Genomic DNA, 19,814 nt, shown 5'->3' with positions numbered 1-19,814 from the left:
AGACGTGCCGGCGTGACCGAGCGAACCGTTCGCCGGGGACGCACGAGGCAACAGGCGGCGCTCGACCGCGTGGCCGAAGAACTGTTCCGCACGCGTGGCTACACCGACACCCACATCGCGAACCTCGCACACGAGGCCGGGGTGTCGGTGTCCACCTTCTACGCCCACTTCGGGTCGAAGGAGCAGGCTTACCGGGAGGTCATGGGCGCGGAGCCGCCCGCGCAGGATGACGGGGAGGCGGGCAAGGCCCTGAGTGCGCGGGCCCGGCGCACCCGCGCCGCCCTCGTCGCGGCGGCCCGCACGTGCTTCGAGCGGAAGAGCTACCACCTCGTGCGTGTCAGCGACATCGCGGAGCAGGCGGGCACCGCGGTCGGCTCGTTCTACACCTACTTCTCCTCGAAGCAGGACGTGTTCACCGCGGTGATGCGGGAGATGATCGCGGACCTGCCGCAGGTGCCGGATCCCCCCGCCGACCGGCCGCGGGTCAGCCCGCAAGCCCGGCGGGAGCGCGCCGCAGGGCGGATCCGGCAGGCGATCGAGCACTACTTCGACGGGCACAAGCAGTTCGCGACGCTGACGATGCGCGCGGACGAGGCGATGTCGGTGCACCCCGAACTGATGCCGCTGCGCCTGGCCGCCCACCAGGCGTCTGCCGAACGCATCACGCGGAGCCTCCGACGATGGCAGGAAGCCGGGATCGTCGACCCCCGCCTTGATCCCGACCATGCCGGTGACGCCCTTGCGGCGATGGTCGGTCACGCGACGCGTGTGTGGCTCACCTACGGCCAGGAGCACGATCGCAGCACCGCGATCGACACCCTGACGCGCCTGTGGATCAACGGGATCGGCCTCACGGTGGATGGGCCAGCCGCCGAACGCAGCTGACCGCGGGCGTCGCGAGACTCAGGCCGTGGCGAGGTCGGAACGCAGGGCGCGCAGGCGGGCGATGCCGGTGTCCAGCGCGGCTTCGAGGTGCGTGCTCTGCCCCGTGGACAGCATGATCGTCACCCCGCCCTGGATCCCGGCCAGCAGGGCGGCCGCGGCCTGGTCGACGTCGAGCGAGGCCGGGATCTCACCCTGCTCCTGCATCGCGTGGATGCCGGCAGCGAGCGCGGCCTGCCACGTGACGAGGAGGCGCTGGGTCACGGCCCTCGCGCCGGGCGTGGCCCGCCCGACCTCCAGGAACAGCGCGCCGAGAGGGCACGTGTCCCCCTGCGCGCGGTACCGCTCGAGCACGAGATCACGCCAGCGGTACCACGCCGACCACGACGTCAGGCAGCCGAGATCGGGCTGCTGGTCGTCGAGCACCCGGTCCGCCTCGTACTCGGCGACGGCGAGGAGCAGCTGGTCGCGGCCGTCCGGGAAGTAGTGGAACAGCTGCCCCTTGCTGGTGCCGGTGCGCAGACGGATGTCGTCGAGGGTGGTGGTGGCCACCCCTTTCTCCCGCAGCACCTCGGCCGCGCCCTCGATGATGCGGGCTCGCGTCGCCGCTCCCTTGCGTGTCAGCGCTCCGTCCACCACGTCTCCCTCTGTCGTAGGGCCACCACCCATACTCGCGCTACCCGGCTCGTGCGGTCGTCCACCAATCCAGGATGGCCGCGCTCACTTCCTCGGCGCGTTCGATCTGTACCCAGTGGCCGGCTCCTGGCAGGACGACGGTCCGCGATGCGGGGTGCTGGAAGGTCGCCTCCTCGTACGCCGCGCTGGCAGCGTTCTTGTGGACGACCAGCACGGGGCCGGTGCGCCGGGCGAGGTAGCGGTCGGACTCCGGCCGGAACGCGACGGGGGCGTGGTCCCAGAGCGCTGCGAAACCTGCCCGGATCATCGCCGATGACACGGACTCCACTCGGCGGAGCACCAGGGTGCGCAGCCAGTCGGGCGTCTGGTCGGTGAAGCTGACCTGGCTGAAGAACGACTTCACCACCTCCTGAGGGTGCTCCCCGGCCAGTCGCTCCCGCATGCCCTCGACACCCGATCGACCGTCCTCCCCGACCGCATACGGCGCGTCGAGCGCGACGACCCCGAGCAGGCGCTCCGGGCGCTCCGCCGCCATCGAGGAGACGATCGCCCCACCGAGCGAATGCCCGACGACCAGAGCGGGCTCGCCCGCGACGTGCTCGATGACCGCCGTCAGATCATCGAGTTGACGACCCATGTCGTACGCATCGGCCGGAGCCGACTTACCGTAACCTCGGAGGTCATAGGCGATGACGCGGAAATGTGGCTCCAATAACGGAATGAGCCACGAGAAGTCGATCGAGTCAGCGGTCCAGCCGTGCACGAGCACGACCGGCGTTCCGCTGCCGGTGACCGTGTAGAAGAGCGTTGAGTCACCGGTCTCGAGGTAGGACATGCCGAGTTCCCCTTCTCCGGATATGTGCCCGAGGGGCCGCGCGCCGGCGGCCGCGACCAGATGATCACCCTAATGACCATCCAGGTTCATCCCCGGATTCGTGCTCAAGCTCTCTCGCCCCACGTCCGGTCCGACGTACGTCACAACCGGTCGAGGCCCGCGCCTGCAACACGCAGTTCCATGGCGCTCCCCGGGTCGAGCACGAGGTAGCAGTCGCCGAGCAGGGGCGCGATCTCTCGCACCTGAAGGCGTTCCCAATGCCGCCAGACCACGACGTCGGGGAGGTAGAGCTCCGAGGTGAACGCGTGCACGACACCGTGGCCCAGGCCGTCGTCGAGCACGATCAGGCCGTCCCGGCTCGGGGTGAACGGGGTGAAGACCGTTGCATCCCGCAGCGCTGCCCGAACCTCACGGGCGCCGCCGTGCCCGGTGACCGCTTTCTGCATGGCTTCCTCCAGCACATTGGCGGGAGCCGCGAATCCTAATGCCACCGGGGATGGGCGGTAGTGCGGGTTGGGGATGAACTCATCGGCGATCTCGCCGTTCTCGTCCACCCGGTACGCACCGATCACGGCCCACTCAGGCACATCGTCGACATCCTGATATGCGGGATCCACCGAATAGACCCACGATCCCGGATTCTGCCGGGCACGCTCTCGCAACTCGGGGGTGACAGGCGGAGGATTGTCCGCTGACGCTGCCATCGCCGCCTCCATTCATCTCTTCGACGCCGGCGATACGAGCGCCGCGACTGCGAGTACGCCGGACTCGCATCGGAAACGGATCGTGGTGCGGATGCGGTTCAGCGCGGAGCGGGCGGACGTCAGCGGAACGCGTGTGCGCCCCGTCGGCGTCGGGGATCCGCCGTGTCCTTGCCTGCACGAGAGCAGCAGGAGGTGAACTCGGCCACCTGGCCGCCGGGGACACACACGCTGCGGACAACCCGCGCATTTCGTCGCGACCGGCTTCTCGACCCCGAGCTCAGCGCCCCATTTATGGCAGCATCGCCCGGGTGTTCCTCGAACTGCCGATGCTCCAGCGCCGCCGAAGCTCGAAGTGGGTCGAGTACCCGTCCGACGTCCTGCCCGCCTTCGTCGCGGAGATGGACGTCTCGCTCGCACCTCCCATCCGCGATGCTCTGCTCGAGGCGATCGAGATCGGCGATCTCGGCTACGCCGAGCCGGGAGGCGTGTTCGAGTCCTTTGCCGGGTTCGCCAAGCGGCGCTTCGGCTGGTCGCCCGATGCCGGGCGTATGCGGGTGGTGCCCGATGTGATGACCGGTGTCGTCGAGGTGCTGCGTGTGCTCACCGCCCCGGGCGACGGCGTCGTGATCACCCCGCCCGTCTACCCGCCGTTCTTCGTGGACATCCGGGAGGCCGGCCGCCGGATCGTGGAGGTGCCGCTGGCCGACGGGGAGCTCGATCTCGACGGGCTCGAGCGCGCGTTCGTCGCCGGCGCCAAGGCCTTCCTGCTCTGCAACCCACACAATCCGACCGGCCGTGTGCTCGAGCCCGAGCGGCTCGAAGCGGTCGCCACGCTGGCCGAACGCCACGGCGTGCTCGTGCTCTCGGACGAGATCCACGGCCCGCTCACGCTGCCTGGCGCGCGGCACACGCCGTTCGCGTCGCTCGGCGACTCCCGCTCGGTGATGTTCACGTCGGCCTCGAAGGCGTTCAACACGGCGGGACTGAAATGCGCCCTCGCCATCGCCGGCTCCGACGAGGTCGACGCCGAGCTCGACCGGCTGCCCGAGGAGCTTCAGTACCGCGCGGGCCTGCTCGGCGTCATCGCGTCGGAGGTCGCGTTCGATCAGGGTGATGAATGGCTCGACCAGGTCATCGACGAGGTGAGCGGCAGGCATCGCCTCCTTGCGACCCTGCTGGCCGAGCACCTGCCCTCTGTCGGCTACCGGGAGCCCCAGGCCGGTTACCTGGCATGGCTGGATTGCCGGGCGCTCGATCTCGGCGACGACCCCGCGGCCGCATTTCTCGCCAAGGGTCGTGTCGCGCTCGAACCAGGCCCGGGCTTCGGCACGCCCGGGCGCGGCTTCGCACGGCTGAACGTCGGCACGTCGGAGACGCTGCTCACCGAGGCCGTCCGGCGGATGGCCGCAGCCGTCGCCTGACGCACCACACGAACTGCCCGAGACCAGGGGCGCTGGCGCCCCGGGCCCGGCAGCAGGGGTCAGCCGGCCGGCATGAGCACCTTGTCGATCACGAACACGGTGGCGTTCGAGGTCGGGATGTTGCCGCACAGCACGTTCGCGGTGTTTCCCTGGCCGTCGGTGACGGTGGGCGCGGCGGCGGTGCCACCGATCGTGACGTCGCCACCTGCGAGTTCGGTGACCTTTCCGGCCGCGACCAGGCCTTCGGCGTCGTAGCGCTTCGGGACGACGTGGTAGGACAGCAGGCCGCCGAGCTGCTGCTGGTCGGCCAGCAGCGCGCTGAACGCCTCGTCGCCCATGGCCGACTTCGCCTCGTCGAACGCCCCGTTGTACGGAGCGAACACGGTGATGCCCTTCTGCGAGTTCAGGGTGTCGGCCAGCCCGGGCACGGCCTTGACCGCGGTGACCAGGGTGGTCAGCAGCGGGTTGGTGCTCGCGGCGCTGGCCACCGGCTGCGGGCCCATGTTGTTCAGCGAGCCGGGCGCGTCACCTTGCGGGAGCTTTCCGCAGGCCGGGCCGAACACGTCGGCGTTGGTGGTGACGCCGTCGGCGGCCGCAGGAGCGGCGCTCATCGGCGCGGGAGGGGCGGCCATCGCGCCGCCGGCAGCCGGCTGCTCGGAGCCACCGCAGGCCGCCAGAGCCACGGTCAGAGCGGCCAGAATTCCGACGGCAGCGAATCGCTGGGGCTTTCGCACGGTTTTCCTCCTCGAACTCGACCCGGTGCATCCGGGCTCGTCGAGCATTCGATCCGTGGACGGTTCCGGTTCGCCGGCGCCGACAACTTCTTGCCGACGGGAATACGGGCGCCTAGGTCACGGTGAAAATGGTGGCCGGCCATCCGGATGCGCCGTCCGGGATCGGGTCGGCGCGCATCTCGGTCTGGGTGTTTCCGTTCCGATCGGTGGCTCGCGTCTGCACGGTGTGACTACCGGGAGCCAGTTCGAATTCGGCGCGCCACATTCGCCAGGTCCGGGGGTTCACCTCGTTCGCGAGATCGGCCTCCTTCCAGGGGCCCCCGTCCATGCGCACCTCCACCCGGCTGATGCCGGTGGGCTGGGACCAGGCGATTCCGGCGACGGTGACCCGTCCCGCCGGCACCGTCGCGAAGCCGCGCGGGACGTCGATGCGGCATTGGGTCTTGATCGGCGCCTTCTGGGCCCAGCCGCGCTCCAGCCAGTAGCCGGACTCGGCGCCGAATGTGGTGAGTTCGAGGTCGGTCAGCCATTTCGTGGCCGAGACGTAGCCGTAGAGGCCGGGCACAACCATGCGGACCGGGAATCCGTGCTCGGGTGGGAGCGCCTCGCCGTTCATCCCCACCGCGAGCAGCGCGCCACGCCCCTCTTCGAGAACGACGTCCGTGGGAGTGCCGGTGTACCAACCGTCGATGCTCGTCGCGAATACCTGGTCGGCGCCGGGCCGGACGCCTGCGTCGAGCAGCACGCGGCGCAGGTCGACCCCGATGAAGTTCGCCGTGGAGACGAGATCGCCGCCGACCGGGTTGGACACGCAGGTCATGGTGATCGTGCGTTCGACGAGCGGACGGGCGAGCAGGTCGTCGAAGGTGAGCGTGAGCTCGTTCTCGACCATGCCGTGGATCCGTAGCGCCCAGTCCTCGGCCCGCTGCGCCGGGATCCGCAGTGCGACGTCGATCCGGTAGAAGTCCCGGTTCGGCGTCAGGAAGGTCGGGGTGCCCAGCTCGGGGAACGCCGAGCCGGGCGGGATGGCAGGGGCCCGCTCGGCAAGGCGCAGCCGCGCGAGACGCTCGGTCACCCTCTGCCGGGAGTCCTCCACGCCGCGTCCGAGGAACTGTCCCGCCCCGGCGGAAGCAAGCGATGCGACGGCCACCGCCGCCGACGTCCCGACCAGCACGGCCCGCCGCGACACCTGGCCCGGACCGGTCTCTTGCGCCGTCCGGGAGCAGGTGCGCCGCGCGAGCGCGTGGAGCACACCGAACACCGCGACACCCACCACGAGCGCCACGCACGGAGCCACCAGATCCCGCGGGGCGAACGCCGGAGCGAGGATCACCGCCCCCAACCCGAGCAGTCCGAGCACGACCACCACGGACACGCCGGGTGCCGCCCGCCTGCGGGCGAGCAGGCCCGTGAGGACGGCGAGGATCGCCAGCACGACCGCCATCCCGCCGAGAAGCACCGGCTTGTCGGCCGTGCCGAACGTCGTCTTGGCGAACTCGGTGAGGGGCTGCGGGGAGAACCGGATGACCGTGTCACCCACCGCCAGGAACGGCGAGGACGACGGCGAGATCAGCGCCGCCACGAGATGCCCGGAGGCGAGCGCCGCACCGACGGCCAGCCCGCCGATCATTCCGGCCACGACGTGCAGAATGCCCGCGGGCGACGGACGAGCCGGGTGCGTGGGAACGCTCATGCCACGACGTTCGTACGGCGCGCCGGGCCGGTTCGCCCGATCCCGCCGCTGGTCAGGTCTGCACCGCTCCGCTGGCCACGACCGTGGTGGGTGTGGCGGGCAGGGAACGACCGGGCTCCAGTGAGATCGCGTAGCTGGAGAACGGCGGGCCTGCGGCCACTGCGCCGACGTCGTGAACGCCCGGTCCCGGGGCGAGCACGTCGAACGCGCCCAGCGGTCGCGGGTCACCAGCTCCCAGGCCCCAGACGACGTATGTGGTGTCGGTGCGGTTGTTCGGCGGCAGACCGGCGGTCACCACGGTCCGTTCCGAGGGGCTGACGAGCACGGCCGCGACCGGCTCCCCCGTGCTCGTGCTGAGCGTCGCGCGGCTGGTGCCGGGCCCTTGCAGCTGGCCGACGAGGCCGTCCAGCGTCTGGGGCTGCGCGATCTGAACATCCCGCTGCGGCCCCTGCATGTTGTACGCGACCAGGCCGCCGGCGGCGCCGAGCACCGCCACCACCGCAACGGCCGCGGCGACGAGACGCCGGCGCGAGCCCATCCACCAGCGCGCGCCGCCACGGGGAGCCGGCGGGACGACCGCGCCCCCGGCTGCGGCGCCTCCTGAGTCGGATTCCTCCGCGACGGAGGTCTCCACGGGGCGCGCCTGGGGGGTCTCAGCGGCCGCGGCGAGGATGTTCTCGCGTAGCCGGGCCGGAGGGTCGGCAGGCTCCACGGACGCGCCCAGCTCGCCCATGATGAGCTCGGTCTCCCGGACCATGTCCCGGCAGGAGCGGCAGCCCGGGAGGTGGGTCCGCATCGCCTGCTCCTCGTCGGGTTCGAGCGCGTGCAGCGCCCAGGCAACTGCCTGATCGTTCATCGGACAGGACCGCGGCTCGTCAGGGCCGGGGGCATTCATCTGGCACCACCAGGCAGATCGGCGGAGACGTCGCCCAGCACGGGGCCGAGGGCGCTGCGCAACCGCTGCACCCCGTTGAACATCCGCGACTTCACCGTGCCCAGCGGGACACCCGTGATCGCGGCGACCTCTCGCTGCGTGTATCCGCCGAAGTAGGCCAGGGCGAGTGCCTGGCGCTGGTCGGGTGGTAGCGCGCTCAGCGCGTCCCGGACATGGCCCGCCTCGACGGCCCGCAGCGCACCGTGGTCCGCACCCGGACCCGTGTCCGCAGGTCGCTCCTTGCCCTCCTCAGCAGCGGGCACGGTCCGCCGCCGGATCGCCACTTCGCGCCGGACCACGTCGACCGATTTGTGGTGCACGACAGCAAGGATCCACGTGCCGAAGCTGCCGCGCCGGGGGTCGTAGCGCCGCGGCTCCCGCCAGAAGGCGAGGAACACCTCCTGCACCACCTCCTCGGCCAGCCCGTCGTCCACGCACACCCGGCGGGCCAGGGAATAGGCGCGCCGACAGTAGCGGTCGTACAGCGCGGCCAGCCCGGACTCGGCACCGTCCACCACGGACCGCACGAGCTCCTCGTCGGACCTGCTGGCGGCATCACCGACGGAGGGCACGTCGTCGCCGGGACCGTTGCGGTCGGGCGCGCGCGGTGTGTCGGCGACATCTGCCACCCGCGGAATCCTCACACCATTCGTTCGCAGCGGCACGTCGATCGGTTCGGCCCGCCGGGAAAAATTTCACGACGCCCCGGCCGGGGGACTGTATGCGCTGCTCACAGCCCTCTCCCGGCACGCTCAGGAGGTGAGGCTTCCGGCGAGCTGTACGAGATGGCGCCGCATCAGCTCGCGGGCGTCGAGCCGGAACAGGTCCAGGCGCCGGGTGTGGGCGAGCAGGAGCAGCCCCGAGGCATGGGCGAACACGTCGGCGGTTGCGGCGGTCGCGCGGTCGGTGTCGGCGCTCAGCTCGCCCGCGGCCTGCCGAACGGGATCCAGGGTGGCGAGCAGCGCGGCGTTGAGTCCGCGGTTGAGGTCGTCGGAGAGCCCGCGGGGCGCGATGCCGCCGCCGAGAAGGTAGAAGCCCAGATCGAGGTCACGGGGGTGGGCGTCGTAGAAGTCGAAGAAGGCGAGGCCCGCGGCGGCGAAGCGGCCGCGGGCATCGTGGGCGGATGCGGCGGCGGCCTCGGTGGCCGCACGGAGCCTGGTCAGCGACTCGCCGAGTGCGGCGGCGTAGATGTGTTCCTTGCTGGGGAAATAGGCGTAGATCGCGCCGGGCACGTAACCGGCTTCCTTGGCGATCGCCCGCATGCTGGCGCCGCGCAGGCCTGCGGTCGTGAAGACGCGCAGCGCCGCCTCGAGGATGATCGCCCGCTTCGCCTCGACGACCGCGCCGCGGCGGTCGGCACGTGTGGTCTCCGCCATGGCTCCCCTTCCGTATCGGCTGCGGCGAAGCTAGCGTGCGAATAGCGTTCAGAACAATGAACATTGTTCACAATCCGGTGAGGAGATCATGTCGATGACGCGGAGCGGCAACGCCGTCATCACCCCGGGCCACCGGGTTGCGGACTACACCGCACGGTTCGGGCACTTCCTCGACGACGACGTCGCGCCGCTCGCGGAGGAGCTCGCCCGCCAGGACGTCGGTTCGGCCTGGCAACCCCGGCTCGACGAGGCCGGTCGAATGCATCCCCTGGTGTGGGAGGCGCGGCGCGAGGTGCAGCGCCGAGCGGGCAAGGCCGGCCTCTACGCGCCGCACACCAGCGCCGAGGTCGGTGGCGGCGGCTTCTCGCGCGTCGAGATGCACCACGTCGAGGAGTTCGTCTACCGCCGTGCAGGGCTCGGCCTCGGGCTGGCCGGGCTGGCCTGGACCGAGGGGCCGAACCCCGCCGTGGAGCACTGTTCGCCGCAGGCCCGGGAGCGCTACCTGGCGCCGCTGATCGCCGGCGAGATCACCGTGGCGTTCGCCAACACCGAACCGGACGTCGGATCCGACGTGCTCGCCATGTCGACCCACGCCCGGCCCGACGGCAGCGACTGGATCCTGAACGGACACAAGGCCTGGATCACCAACGCGCACTTCGCGGACGTCCTCCAGGTCGTCGCCGTGACGGATCCTGGCGCAGGCACCCGGTCGCTCTCGATGTTCCTGGTCGACGCCGACGCGCCGGGCGTCCGTCGCGGGGCCGACATCCCCACGATGCTGGGCGACGGACTGACCGGTGAGCTGGAGTTCACCGACGTCCGGATTCCGGCGGAGAACGTCGTCGGCGAGATCGGCGACGGCTTCGGGCTGGCGATGATGTGGATCAACTGGCGGAGGCTCTGCCGCGGCGGGATGTGCGCGGGCTGGGGCAACTGGCTGCTCGAACGGTCGCTGCGCTACGCCCGCGACCGACGCTCCGGGGGCCGGCCCATCGGCGAGCTGCAGGCCGTGCAGCACCTGCTCGCGAACATGGACGCCGACATCTACCAGGCGCGGTCCACCTCGCTCGTCGCCCAGGCGGAGCTCGATGAGATGGGCCCGTTCGCGATGCCGCTGCATCGGGACGCGCCCCGGCTGATCAGCCTGGTCAAGGTGATCAACGACGAGGCGTTCTTCCGGGTCGCCGACAACGCCGTCCAGGTCCGAGGGGCCACCGGGCTGCTGCAGGGCTCGCCCGAGGAGAAGCTCTTCCGCGTCGCACGCAACCTCCGCATCCCGGCCGGCACGGTCGAGATCCAGCGCAACGCCATCGCCAGAGGGCTGCTGCGGGCGCGGGCCGAGGAGCCGCGTTGACGGCCCTGGTGTGTGTCACCGGGCGGTTCCAGCCGGTGCACCGCCAGCATCTCGAGCTCTTCGAGATCGCGCTCCGCGACGCCGATCATCTGGTCGTGGCGGTCACCAACCCCGACCCCGGGGCGCGGCACGAGGAGGCCACGTCGCAGCACCGCCACCGCGCGTCGGCCAACCCGTTCACCTACTTCGAGCGGGCGTGGCTGCTCGCCGTCGCGCTCGCGGAACGTGACCTCACCGGCCGGTCGACCGTCGTTCCCTTCGACCTGACCAGGCCCCAGCACTGGCACGAGTACGTGCCGCAGGCGGCCCGCCAGGTCGTGCGCGCCTACAGCGACTGGGAACGGCACAAGGCACGCCTGCTCGCCGACGGCGGCTACGAGGTCCTGCTCCTCGACGGCGACCCGGCCGGGCACGTGTCGGCCTCGGAGATCCGGAGGCGGTTCGCCGCAGGCGAGGCGTGGGAGGAGCTCGTGACGACGGCTTCCGTCCCCCTGCTGCGCGAGCTGCTCACAGCGCACGGAGCCCGCGATGACCAGTGAGCCGAGCGTGCTCGACGACCGGCTGCCCATCGTGCTCGTCGTTCTCGACGGCCTGGGCGACCGCCCGATCCCGGAGCTCGCAGGCCGTACGCCTGCCGAAGCCGCCGCCACCCCGAACCTCGACGCGTTCGCCCGCCGCGGCGCCAGCGGATGGCACCTCCCGTTCGGCTGGGGACGCGCGCCCACCTCGGAGCTCGCGCACTGGGCGATGTTCGGCTACTCGTCGGTCCCCTTCGTGGGCCGGGCTGTGCTGGAAGCTCTCGGTGCCGGCCTCGACGTCGAACCGGACGTCGCGACCACCCATGCCGCACTGCGCACGTCCCGGGCCGACGGCGAGAAGCTGTGGATCACGGGACGCGCCGGACCGTCCGACGCGACGGACGCCGAGGCCCTGTTGCGCGATCTCGCTCCCGTGCTCGGCCGCGAGGGTGCGGCGCTGTGCCCCCTCGGCGGGCGGGGCGAGGCCCTGCTCACCCTCGCGGGCCACACGTGCGCGGACGTCACGGACTCCGACCCGTTCTTCGAGACGTTCCACCCGTGGCTGCGGCCCGTTGCCACGAGCCCCGGCGGTGAGGCCCCCGCCCGGGATCTCACCGGCATCCTCCGGATCGCCCGCGAGCGCCTGGTCCGCAACCCCGTCAACGCCGACCGGGCCGCGCGTGGACTGCCCGCGCTCGACGTCCTCACGACGAAGTGGTCCGGCGTGCGCGGAGCCGTCCCGACGTTCGTGGAGCAGAACGGCGTCGCGGGCGCGGCGGTCACGAGCACCCGGCTCTACCGCGGGCTGGCGACGGTGCTCGGCATGGCGCAGCGGCACCTCGCCCCGGTCGACGACCTCGCCGAGGATCTCGCGACCCGGCTCACGGCCGCCGCCGAGCTGATCACGGCAGGCGCGCGGTTCGTGCACGTCCACACCAAGGCCACCGACGAGGCGGGACACACGAAGCTCCCCCACGCCAAGCGGGACGTTCTCGAGGCCGTCGACCGCGGCCTCGCCGGCCTGGTCCCGCTCGCCGAGCGCGCCATCGTGGCCGTCACCGGCGACCACGCCACCCCCTCCACCCACTCGCTGCTGCACGCAGGCGAGCCGACACCGCTGGTCGTGGCCGGGCCGACGGTCCGCGCCGACGGCGTCACCGAGTTCGGGGAGAAGCCTGCCCGGCAGGGCTGGTTCGGGGTGGTCCGGGCCGACAAGCTGCTGGCCCTGCTACTGGGTCACGCGAACCGTCCCGTGCTGCTCGGCCACCGCATCACCCGCCGCCCCGTCGTCGCGCTCGCGGACGATCCGGAGCCGATGCGTCTCGGGGCCGCCGAGCGGTGACTACCGCGGTGATCACAGGGCCCACCTGCGATCGGCCGTGAACCCGACAGACATCGACGTCAGCTGGTCGAGCGCTTCGAAGCGCGCCTCCAGATCCGCGCGCACGTCGTCGAACTGGTGCACCGTCTGCGCGGTCGAGTCGTCGTCGACCACGAACTCGACCGCCACGTCCAGCCGTCCGCCGACCTTCGACGCCCGGACGAACGACTCCGCGAATCGGTAGGTGCGCTCCACCTCGCTCACGGTGGCCGCGATTCGTGCCTGCAGGTGCGGGGCAGGCGACATCATCAGCAGCTCCCGGAACCCGGAGACGACGAGCTTGGCCGGCACGGGGAGGAAGGCCGCGGAGACCAGCGCGACCATGGCGGGGTCGACGTAGCGCGCCAGGTCGGAGTGCCCGGTCTGCTCCAGCACCAGCGCCACGACGAACCCGGCGAGCACGGCCACGCTGAGCAGCGTGTCGCCCACCCACTCGGCAGCCTCCGCGCGGACGAGGTCGGATCCGCCTGCCCGGGCGCGCCGCCGCAGTATCAGCGACACGACGGCGCCCGCCACGGTGGCGACGACGCCGTAGGCCAGTGCCCATCCGACGTCGATGTCGCGGCCGCCGGCGAGGATCTCCCCGACCGCGCTGACGAGCGCGTAGATGCTCAGGCCCGCGAGCGCGGCCGCCTTGACCACGACCGTCAGCGGCTCCCAGGCCTCCCGTCCCCACGGGTACCGCTCGTCGGGGCCCTTGCGGGCGGTGCGCAGTGCGAGCACCGCCGCCAGCGACAACCCGACACTCGCGAACGAGTACAGACCGTCGAACACGATCAGCTGCGACCCTGTCGCCAATCCCCACACCAGTGCGACCACGGCGAACGCGGCCGATGTCCACGTCGAGATCAGCAGCGCGCGACCGTCGGGCGAGCGGGTAGTGGCCATCGACTCATCGTTCACAGCCGGGGGCGACTCGTCGACAGAACTGCCCGATCAGGGCAAAGAGCCGGGACTCTGCTCGTAGCGGACGAGCCGTGCCTGCAGGTCGGGGTACGGCGTCGCTTCCGGGATGGCACGGCCGTCGCGCACCCCTGCCGCCACCGCGACGGCTGCGTGGAGCGCCGCCCGATAGGGCAGCGACCCGGTGCTCACCCGGCGCACCCCCAGCGCCGCCAGCTCATCGAGCGAGAGCCCCGGCACGACGAGCACGTTCAACGGAACCGGGATGCCGGCAGCCAACTCGCGCAGCACCGCGGGTTCGGCCGCGCCGGGGACGAAGACACCGTCGGCGCCGGCCTCGGCGTAGGCGGCGGCGCGTTCGAGCGACGACGCGACGGTCGCGTCCTGGCCGAGCCAGAAGGTGTCGACGCGAGCGTTGACGAACAGCCCGGGGCAGCGAGCCTTGACGGCCGCCACCTTCGCGGCGAACGCGTGCGGCGCGACCAGCCTCTCTGCGGTGCTGTCCTCGATGTTGATCCCGGCCACGCCCAGTTCGGCGACGTATTCGGCGACGATCTCCGGCTCGTCGGCGTAGCCGTCCTCGATGTCCATCGTGATGTGGCAGGGCAGCCGGGACAGCTCACGGGCAAGGGCGAGGTTCGCCTCCCGGGTCGATCGCCTGCCGTCCGGGCGTCCGAGGCTCGAGGCCACACCGAAGCTGGTGGTGCCGATCGCCGCGAAGCCTGCGTGCAGGAAGGCCAGCGCGGACGGCACATCCCACGCGTTGGGCAGGACCAGGGGCCGTTCGCCGTGATGGAGCTCGTGGAACGTCACGCTCATGGGACGACGGTAGAGCCGTCGGCGGCCTCAGAGGCCGAGCACGCACTTGAGACGGGCCGCGTAGCGACGCGAGACGGCGATTCCCTCCTGCTCTCCGCAACTCATGGCCAGGGTGAGCGATCCCTTGAAGCCCGGCTCGACCTCCTTGATCCGGCTCACGTTGACGATGTAGCGCCGATGCACCCTGAGAAACGTCGACGAATCGAGCTGTCGCTCCACGTTGTCGATACCCCGCGTCGCGGCGAGCAGGCGGCCCTGATCCGTCACGAACCACACGGCATGGCTGTTCGCTTCGGCATACCGGATCTCGTGCGGGGCGAGCAGGACGATCCGCGTGCCCCGCATAGCGGGAATCCGAGGTGGATAGCCTCTGGTCCGCGACGACTCGACGCGCGTCAACGGTTCACCGGCCGGGCTGTCGGTCGCCACCACGAGCACGCCAACGGGGTCGCAGGAGATGCGCACGGGCCGGAGCTCCACGGTGAAGGGCTCCTTGCCTGAAGGCGCGTACAGGTTGGCGAAACCCCGCCAGCCGGAGTCCTTCCGAGCTCGCCGAACCGCTTTCTCGACGAGCTCGGCGAGATGAGGGATCCCTGGCGACACCCGTGCGTTGGGATCGACCGCCGGGTTCGAGCACACGACGCCGAACAACGCCGTTGCCGTCTCGTTCACCGCCACGAGCTTGCCGGCCACGTCCATCGCGAGGAGCGCTCCGGTGACACCGGACTCGGCTTCGGAGAAGGCGTCAGCGAGCCGTCGGCCGTTGCGCACGGCCTGGTCACTCAACTCCGACTCGAAGGCGGCTGCCGTGCGCAGCAGCCATTCGGTCGCGTAGCCAGGCAGCTCGTCACCCCGGCGCGCAACGTCCAGCGCGGCGACGGGTGCGTGGCTCACGGGGTCGCGTATCGCGATTGCGGCGCAGTTCCACTGATGGAAGTCGCGGCACCAGTGCTCCGCGCCCTGCACCGATGCGAGGCCGGGACGTTCGAGCGCCGTCCCCATCCCGTTCGTGCCGCTGCAGGCTTCCGACCAGGAGAAACCGGGATCGAGAACCGTCTCGTCGTGATGCGGTCCCCAGCTCGCGAGGATGCGTCCGGCGCCGTCCGTCACGCTCACGAGGGCGGGATGCAGCGCGGACCAGCTCGCACCGGCTTCCCCGCCGAGCCTCGCGAAGAGCATGTCCTGCGCGACGGAGTGCTCGGTGCCGGCCTCTGCGGCCGGCGCCGGCGCCGGCGCCTGGAGCGGGTCGACCTGGTGTACGTCGCGGCAGCGGTACCAGGACAGCAGGATGCCGGCCCGAACGCCGTCCACCGCGTCCTCTCCGGAGACGAACCTCTCCCACGCCGCCATCACCCTGCGCTGCTCTTCCGTCATCACGCCGCACGCGGCCGCGGTCCCTTTCGTGCCGCGAAGAGGACCGTTCGGATTCGGATGGACGCCGTCCATGCCAGGTCCCTTCTCGCGCTGCTCGCGTGCAGGCCAGAGTGACTCAGGGCACAGGCTAGCCGCGCGGGCGCCGACCGCGCAGTGCCGCGGAGCCGGTCCACCCGGCCCCGGAAGATCATCGCGGCCAGATGAGGAGATCCGGGAATGTCCATCGAGTTCAGCGAATCGGCCGGCATCAACTTCTCGCTCAGCGCCGATCAGAAGAAGGTCCAGCTCGCGGCACGGGACTTCGCCGAGAACGTGCTCGCGCCGGTCGTACGCGAAGCGGACCGGGAATCCGATCCGTTGAAGGCGTTCCAGATGACCAAACCGGCCTACGTGGAGGCCTACAAACGGGGTATCGCGTTCGGCATGCTGCCCAAGGAGTACGGCGGTGGCGGCCTGACGAATATCGAGCTGATCCTCGCGGCCGAGGAGATCTGCGCCGTCGACCCGGGCTTCGCGTGCACGGTGCTGGTGAACGGGCTCGCGCTCATGCCCGTCTGGTACTGGGGCACCGAGCAGCAGAAGAAGCGCGTGATGCAGGCCGCCACATCGGATCCCTCCGGGGAGTGGATCGCGGGTTACGCGGCCAGCGAGCCGCCGGGCACGCCAGGCGGCACGGCCAACTTCGACACCCCGCTTCCCCACCCCGTCGGCATCGGCGTCACCGCTCGTTTCGACGGCGACAGCTACGTACTCAACGGCCGCAAGTACTGGCCCTGCAACGTCGCAGGCTGGGACGGGCGGGGAGCGAACATCAACCTCGTGGTGGTGCGGACGGACCCGGCCAAGGGTGGGACCGAGGGACTCTCGGCCATCCTGGTCGAACGGGGCACCCCCGGCGTCACGTACAACCTGATCGACACCTTCGGACACCGCCTCACGCCGAACTCCGAGATCATCTTCGAGAACGCGCGGGTGCCGGCGTCGAACCTCGTGGAAGGCACTCTGGGCAACGGCGACCTGCTGATCAACCGCAACTTCGCCTGGTCCGGCCCGGTCGCCGGAATCGCCGCCGTCGGGGTGGCCCGAGCGGCGTACGAATCCGCCCTGGACTGGGCGAAGACCTACACCGCAGGCAGCCCGCACCCGATGATCTATTTCCAGAACGTCGGATACGTGCTCGGCGACGTCGCCGCGCGCATCGAGGCCTGCCGCTACTTCTGCTGGAAGGCCGCGCACTACATCGACCAGCACGACTACCACGGCGAGCTCATCGGCGCGTTGAACAAGACCTACTGCACGGAGACGCTCCTCGACAGCGTCTACAAGTGCATGCAGGTTGTCGGAGTCAACAGCGCCGACCGCAAGCACATGTTCGAGAAGTTCCTCAGGGAGGCAGCGATTCTCCCGATCTACGACGGCGGCAACTTCGGAATGCAGCGCCGCCGCGTCCACGGCGTGCTGGCCAGTCCCGACTTCAACCCTCGCGCACTCATGGACGACGAGTACGTCGAGTTCACCAAGGAGATGGAGACGATCGACACCGTCCAACGCCCGGAGGGTCCGGCAGGCAGGCCCCAGGAGCGGCTGACCCACGCATGACGACCGACCACGAGATCACTCTCGCTGTCGCCGCCGCACCCAGGTGAGCAGCGCTTCGCCCTGGACGCGTTGAAACTCACGCAAGCGCGGGATACCAGGGGGTGGGTCCCGGCGTGCCATGTCCAGGAAGAACCCCGCGAACCCGGCGAGCACGGCGGTCAGGTCCTCGGGGTCGGCGTCGCGGGTGGCCGGGGTCGTCCGCAGCAGCTCGTCGGTGTCGTGCCCGCCGTACCGGTCGACCTCCACGAGCACCATGAGCGTGTCCAGCCAGCTCGGCCCGCGGCATGCCCACGGCCAGTCGACGAGGACCGCTCCTTCGGCGGTGATCAGCACGTTGTCGGCCCGGAGATCGGTGTGCACGAGTGTGTCGCCGACCAGCGCCTTCAGCCCGCGCTCGGCAAGATCGCGCAAGCCGTCCAGGCCGGGGATGGCAACGTCATCGGCGGCGAGGCGGTCGAAGCCCGCGAGATCCTCGGCCACGGCATCCCGAGCGATCGGCAGCTCGGGTACAGGGCAGGGCGTGGCTGCGCGGTTGAGGACCTCGAGAGCGTGGAGCACGGCGGCCAGCTCGTCGTGACGCCACGGTAGTGCGGGAGTCCGGCCGTCGACGTCGGTCAGAACGAGGGCGATCCAGCCGTCCACATCCACGGTTCCGCGAAGTTGCGGAACGGGCAGCCCCGGCGGCAGCGCCCCGGTGATACGGGCCTCGCGCCGGTGCATACCGGGGCTGTCCGGATTCTGCGCGGCGCTGATGGCTTTGACGAAGGCACGCTCACCGGTGGCGGTGACGACGCGGTCGGCAGATCCCGGCGAGAAGCCCCCTGTCTGGGACCGTGCCTCGACGACCGGCGATCTCAGTACGTCCGCCACTCGGTCGCGCACGGTGGAGGGCAGATCGGTCCACGACAAGCGCGTGCCTCCTGAACCCAACATGCCGGCAAGGCTGACAGAGCCGGCCGCCGACCCGCGATCGAGATTCGCGTCGCGTCGCGCACGAAAGCCGGCCACAAACCGGTCGTCGGTCCACACCGTCAACTGGTGGGGTGGACCGATGGTCGGGAGAACTGCTCACCTCCGCACGACCTTCGACGCCGTCGCCGAACGGTACGACCGTGTACGGCCGGGCTATCCCCGCCAGACCGTGGAGGATCTCGGACATCTCGCCGCCCTGCAGGCAGGCAGCCGAGTGCTCGAGATCGGGTGCGGCACGGGACAACTGACGGTGCCCCTCGCCCGCCTCGGCACAACCGTCACCGCCGTCGAGCTGGGAGCCGCGCTGGCCGGCGTCGCCCGGCGAAACGCGGCGGCGTACCCGAGCGTCCAGGTCGTTGTCGGGGCTTTCGAGGAGGTCCCGCTGGCCGAGGATGCTTTCGACCTGGTGGTTGCCGCGACCTCGTTCCACTGGATCGACCCCGCGACACGGTTGACGAAGTCGGCCCGAGTGCTCCGCCCCGGCGGATCCCTCGCCGTCATCGACACGCACCACATCGCAGGCGGGACGGATCAGTTCTTCGTGGACGTGCAGCGTCACTACGAGAAATGGGACCCGATGACGCCGCCCGGGCTGCGTCTGCAAGGTGCCGACGCCATACCCGTCGCGCGGCCGGATCTCGAAGACCGTGATCTGTTCGAGCCCGCCGTGCTACGGCGCTACGAATGGGAAGCCGAGTACACGACGTCGGAGTACCTGGCGCTGCTACTGACCTACTCGAACCATCTCGCGCTGCCGGCACCGCAGCAGGACGGGTTGATCAGCGGTATCCGTTCCCTCATCGACACGCGGTTCGGCGGCACCGTGACAAAGAGATATCTGACCGAGCTGCGGGTCATCCGGCGTCGAACGCCCCACAGCGACCGTCCAAGATCTCGGTGAGGAAGGAGCGGATCTCCGTCCAGCTCCGGGCGTCGGCGGTCTCGCTGTACGCGACACCGGGAGTCTGGCCGGTGTCCCGGTCGTGGGTGAATCCGTGCAGCGCGCCGCCGTGGACCGTGAGCTGCCAATCCGCCTCCGCCGCCGTCATCTCCTCGACGAAGCCGTGCACATCGGCCCAGGGAACATGGGGATCCGAGCCGCCGTGGCAGACCAGGATCTTCGTGCGCACGGTGCCGCGCCGAGCCGGCCGGTCGGTGAGCAGGCTTCCGTGCACGCTGACCACCCCCGCGACCGAGCCTCCGGCACGGGCGAGTTCCAGCACGCTCATCCCGCCGAAGCAGTACCCCACGGCAGCGAGCGGCCCCTCGACGCCCGGTGTGGTCGCCAGCACGTCCAGTGCCGCCTGGGTACGCCGGGTGAGCTGGCCGGGATCGGCCCGGAACGCGGCGATCCGCTCCATGATCCGTTGCCGATCCCCACGCACGTCCCGCCCGTACATGTCCGCGGCCAGCACGACGTAACCGAGTTCTGCGAACCGCCGCGCCCGGCCGCGTGCATGGTCGTCGAGACCGGCGCCACCGTGCACGACGAGAACACCGGGCCGGGGCTCTGTGATGGAGGAATCGTGCATCACGACCCCGTCGAGTACGACGTCGTCATCGTGATAGACGACAGGCGTGACGGTGACCGTGAGCGATTCGGGGAAACACTTAATCACGACGAAAACGTACTACAGCAAACTGCAGCATAGCACATTTCGTCGAATTTATGAATCCAC

Annotated in this window: 20 protein-coding genes; 7 read left to right on the top strand and 13 right to left on the bottom strand. The window is 70.6% G+C overall.

The genetic code is table 11. The annotated features are described in order from the left end of the window. Positions 1 to 12 precede the first annotated feature (12 nt). Positions 13 to 885, top strand: a complete 873-nt coding sequence (locus MMF94_RS14820) for a TetR/AcrR family transcriptional regulator (protein ID WP_241037018.1) — start codon at positions 13 to 15, stop codon at positions 883 to 885. Positions 886 to 903: 18 nt separating this feature from the next. Here the strand turns inward: MMF94_RS14820 and MMF94_RS14815 are convergent, their stop codons facing one another. The 3 genes from MMF94_RS14815 to MMF94_RS14805 form a co-directional block, all read right to left on the bottom strand. Continuing rightward, a complete protein-coding gene (locus MMF94_RS14815; protein WP_241037016.1) occupies positions 904 to 1,518 on the bottom strand; it encodes a TetR/AcrR family transcriptional regulator in 615 nt (204 codons plus the stop codon). Positions 1,519 to 1,558: 40 nt separating this feature from the next. Continuing rightward, positions 1,559 to 2,353 carry an alpha/beta fold hydrolase gene (locus MMF94_RS14810; RefSeq protein WP_241037014.1) on the bottom strand — a complete coding sequence of 265 codons (795 nt, stop codon included), beginning with the start codon at positions 2,351 to 2,353 and terminating at the stop codon, positions 1,559 to 1,561. Between the two features lie 140 nt (positions 2,354 to 2,493). Next, positions 2,494 to 3,057: a type VII secretion system-associated protein gene (locus tag MMF94_RS14805; RefSeq protein ID WP_277398729.1), complete on the bottom strand. Its 564-nt coding sequence runs from the start codon at positions 3,055 to 3,057 to the stop codon at positions 2,494 to 2,496. A 308-nt stretch (positions 3,058 to 3,365) separates the two neighbouring features. On the opposite strand from MMF94_RS14805, the gene MMF94_RS14800 reads away from it, so the two are divergent. Continuing rightward, complete coding sequence (locus tag MMF94_RS14800; protein WP_241037010.1) at positions 3,366 to 4,478, top strand: MalY/PatB family protein; 1,113 nt, start codon at positions 3,366 to 3,368, stop codon at positions 4,476 to 4,478. Positions 4,479 to 4,537: 59 nt separating this feature from the next. Here MMF94_RS14800 and MMF94_RS14795 read toward each other — a convergent pair whose 3' ends face one another. The 5 genes from MMF94_RS14795 to MMF94_RS14775 all read right to left on the bottom strand — a co-directional run bounded on the left by MMF94_RS14795 (position 4,538) and on the right by MMF94_RS14775 (position 9,215). Further along, positions 4,538 to 5,212 carry a fasciclin domain-containing protein gene (locus MMF94_RS14795; RefSeq protein WP_241037008.1) on the bottom strand — a complete coding sequence of 225 codons (675 nt, stop codon included), beginning with the start codon at positions 5,210 to 5,212 and terminating at the stop codon, positions 4,538 to 4,540. Between the two features lie 112 nt (positions 5,213 to 5,324). After that, positions 5,325 to 6,905, bottom strand: a complete 1,581-nt coding sequence (locus tag MMF94_RS14790; protein ID WP_241037006.1) for a molybdopterin-dependent oxidoreductase — start codon at positions 6,903 to 6,905, stop codon at positions 5,325 to 5,327. 52 nt (positions 6,906 to 6,957) lie between these two features. After that, positions 6,958 to 7,761 carry an anti-sigma factor gene (locus MMF94_RS14785; RefSeq protein ID WP_241037004.1) on the bottom strand — a complete coding sequence of 268 codons (804 nt, stop codon included), beginning with the start codon at positions 7,759 to 7,761 and terminating at the stop codon, positions 6,958 to 6,960. Positions 7,762 to 7,796: 35 nt separating this feature from the next. Next, on the bottom strand, positions 7,797 to 8,468 hold the full coding sequence (locus MMF94_RS14780) for an RNA polymerase sigma factor (RefSeq protein WP_241037002.1): 672 nt from the start codon (positions 8,466 to 8,468) through the stop codon (positions 7,797 to 7,799). Positions 8,469 to 8,591: 123 nt separating this feature from the next. Then, on the bottom strand, positions 8,592 to 9,215 hold the full coding sequence (locus tag MMF94_RS14775; protein ID WP_241037000.1) for a TetR/AcrR family transcriptional regulator: 624 nt from the start codon (positions 9,213 to 9,215) through the stop codon (positions 8,592 to 8,594). An 88-nt stretch (positions 9,216 to 9,303) separates the two neighbouring features. Between MMF94_RS14775 and MMF94_RS14770 the strand changes: the two genes are divergently transcribed. The 3 genes from MMF94_RS14770 to MMF94_RS14760 are packed head-to-tail and all read left to right on the top strand — an operon-like array spanning position 9,304 to position 12,429. Next, positions 9,304 to 10,569, top strand: a complete 1,266-nt coding sequence (locus tag MMF94_RS14770; RefSeq protein WP_241036999.1) for an acyl-CoA dehydrogenase family protein — start codon at positions 9,304 to 9,306, stop codon at positions 10,567 to 10,569. Further along, positions 10,566 to 11,108: an adenylyltransferase/cytidyltransferase family protein gene (locus tag MMF94_RS14765; RefSeq protein ID WP_241036997.1), complete on the top strand. Its 543-nt coding sequence runs from the start codon at positions 10,566 to 10,568 to the stop codon at positions 11,106 to 11,108. The genes MMF94_RS14770 and MMF94_RS14765 overlap by 4 nt, the downstream gene beginning before the upstream one ends. Further along, positions 11,098 to 12,429, top strand: coding sequence for a BPG-independent phosphoglycerate mutase family protein (locus tag MMF94_RS14760; protein WP_241036995.1), 1,332 nt, complete (start codon positions 11,098 to 11,100; stop codon positions 12,427 to 12,429). The genes MMF94_RS14765 and MMF94_RS14760 overlap by 11 nt, the downstream gene beginning before the upstream one ends. A 12-nt stretch (positions 12,430 to 12,441) precedes the next feature. Here the strand turns inward: MMF94_RS14760 and MMF94_RS14755 are convergent, their stop codons facing one another. The 3 genes from MMF94_RS14755 to MMF94_RS14745 are packed head-to-tail and all read right to left on the bottom strand — an operon-like array spanning position 12,442 to position 15,564. After that, positions 12,442 to 13,356: a cation diffusion facilitator family transporter gene (locus tag MMF94_RS14755; protein WP_241036993.1), complete on the bottom strand. Its 915-nt coding sequence runs from the start codon at positions 13,354 to 13,356 to the stop codon at positions 12,442 to 12,444. A gap of 48 nt (positions 13,357 to 13,404) precedes the next feature. After that, entirely contained in the window at positions 13,405 to 14,190 is a 786-nt protein-coding gene (locus MMF94_RS14750; protein WP_241036992.1) for an isocitrate lyase/PEP mutase family protein, read from the bottom strand. Between the two features lie 27 nt (positions 14,191 to 14,217). After that, positions 14,218 to 15,564, bottom strand: a complete 1,347-nt coding sequence (locus MMF94_RS14745) for a DNA-binding protein (RefSeq protein ID WP_241036990.1) — start codon at positions 15,562 to 15,564, stop codon at positions 14,218 to 14,220. Between the two features lie 216 nt (positions 15,565 to 15,780). On the opposite strand from MMF94_RS14745, the gene MMF94_RS14740 reads away from it, so the two are divergent. Next, positions 15,781 to 17,163: an acyl-CoA dehydrogenase family protein gene (locus MMF94_RS14740; RefSeq protein ID WP_241036988.1), complete on the top strand. Its 1,383-nt coding sequence runs from the start codon at positions 15,781 to 15,783 to the stop codon at positions 17,161 to 17,163. 15 nt (positions 17,164 to 17,178) lie between these two features. On the opposite strand, the gene MMF94_RS14735 is transcribed toward MMF94_RS14740, so the two are convergent. Then, entirely contained in the window at positions 17,179 to 18,072 is an 894-nt protein-coding gene (locus MMF94_RS14735; RefSeq protein ID WP_241036987.1) for a phosphotransferase family protein, read from the bottom strand. A gap of 142 nt (positions 18,073 to 18,214) precedes the next feature. Here MMF94_RS14735 and MMF94_RS14730 point away from each other — a divergent pair, with 142 nt between their 5' ends. Beyond that, a complete protein-coding gene (locus MMF94_RS14730) occupies positions 18,215 to 19,036 on the top strand; it encodes a class I SAM-dependent methyltransferase (protein WP_241036986.1) in 822 nt (273 codons plus the stop codon). Here the strand turns inward: MMF94_RS14730 and MMF94_RS14725 are convergent. Then, entirely contained in the window at positions 18,990 to 19,754 is a 765-nt protein-coding gene (locus tag MMF94_RS14725; protein WP_241036984.1) for a dienelactone hydrolase family protein, read from the bottom strand. The two genes, MMF94_RS14730 and MMF94_RS14725, sit on opposite strands and share 47 nt — an antisense overlap. Between the last annotated feature and the right edge of the window lie 60 nt (positions 19,755 to 19,814).

Origin of the sequence: Pseudonocardia alaniniphila (assembly GCF_022524485.1) — a bacterium.
In the GTDB taxonomy this organism is placed as follows: Bacteria; Actinomycetota; Actinomycetes; order Mycobacteriales; family Pseudonocardiaceae; genus Pseudonocardia; species Pseudonocardia alaniniphila.
Note: the sequence above shows the minus strand (reverse complement) of the source record. Positions and strands in the feature narration are given on the sequence as shown.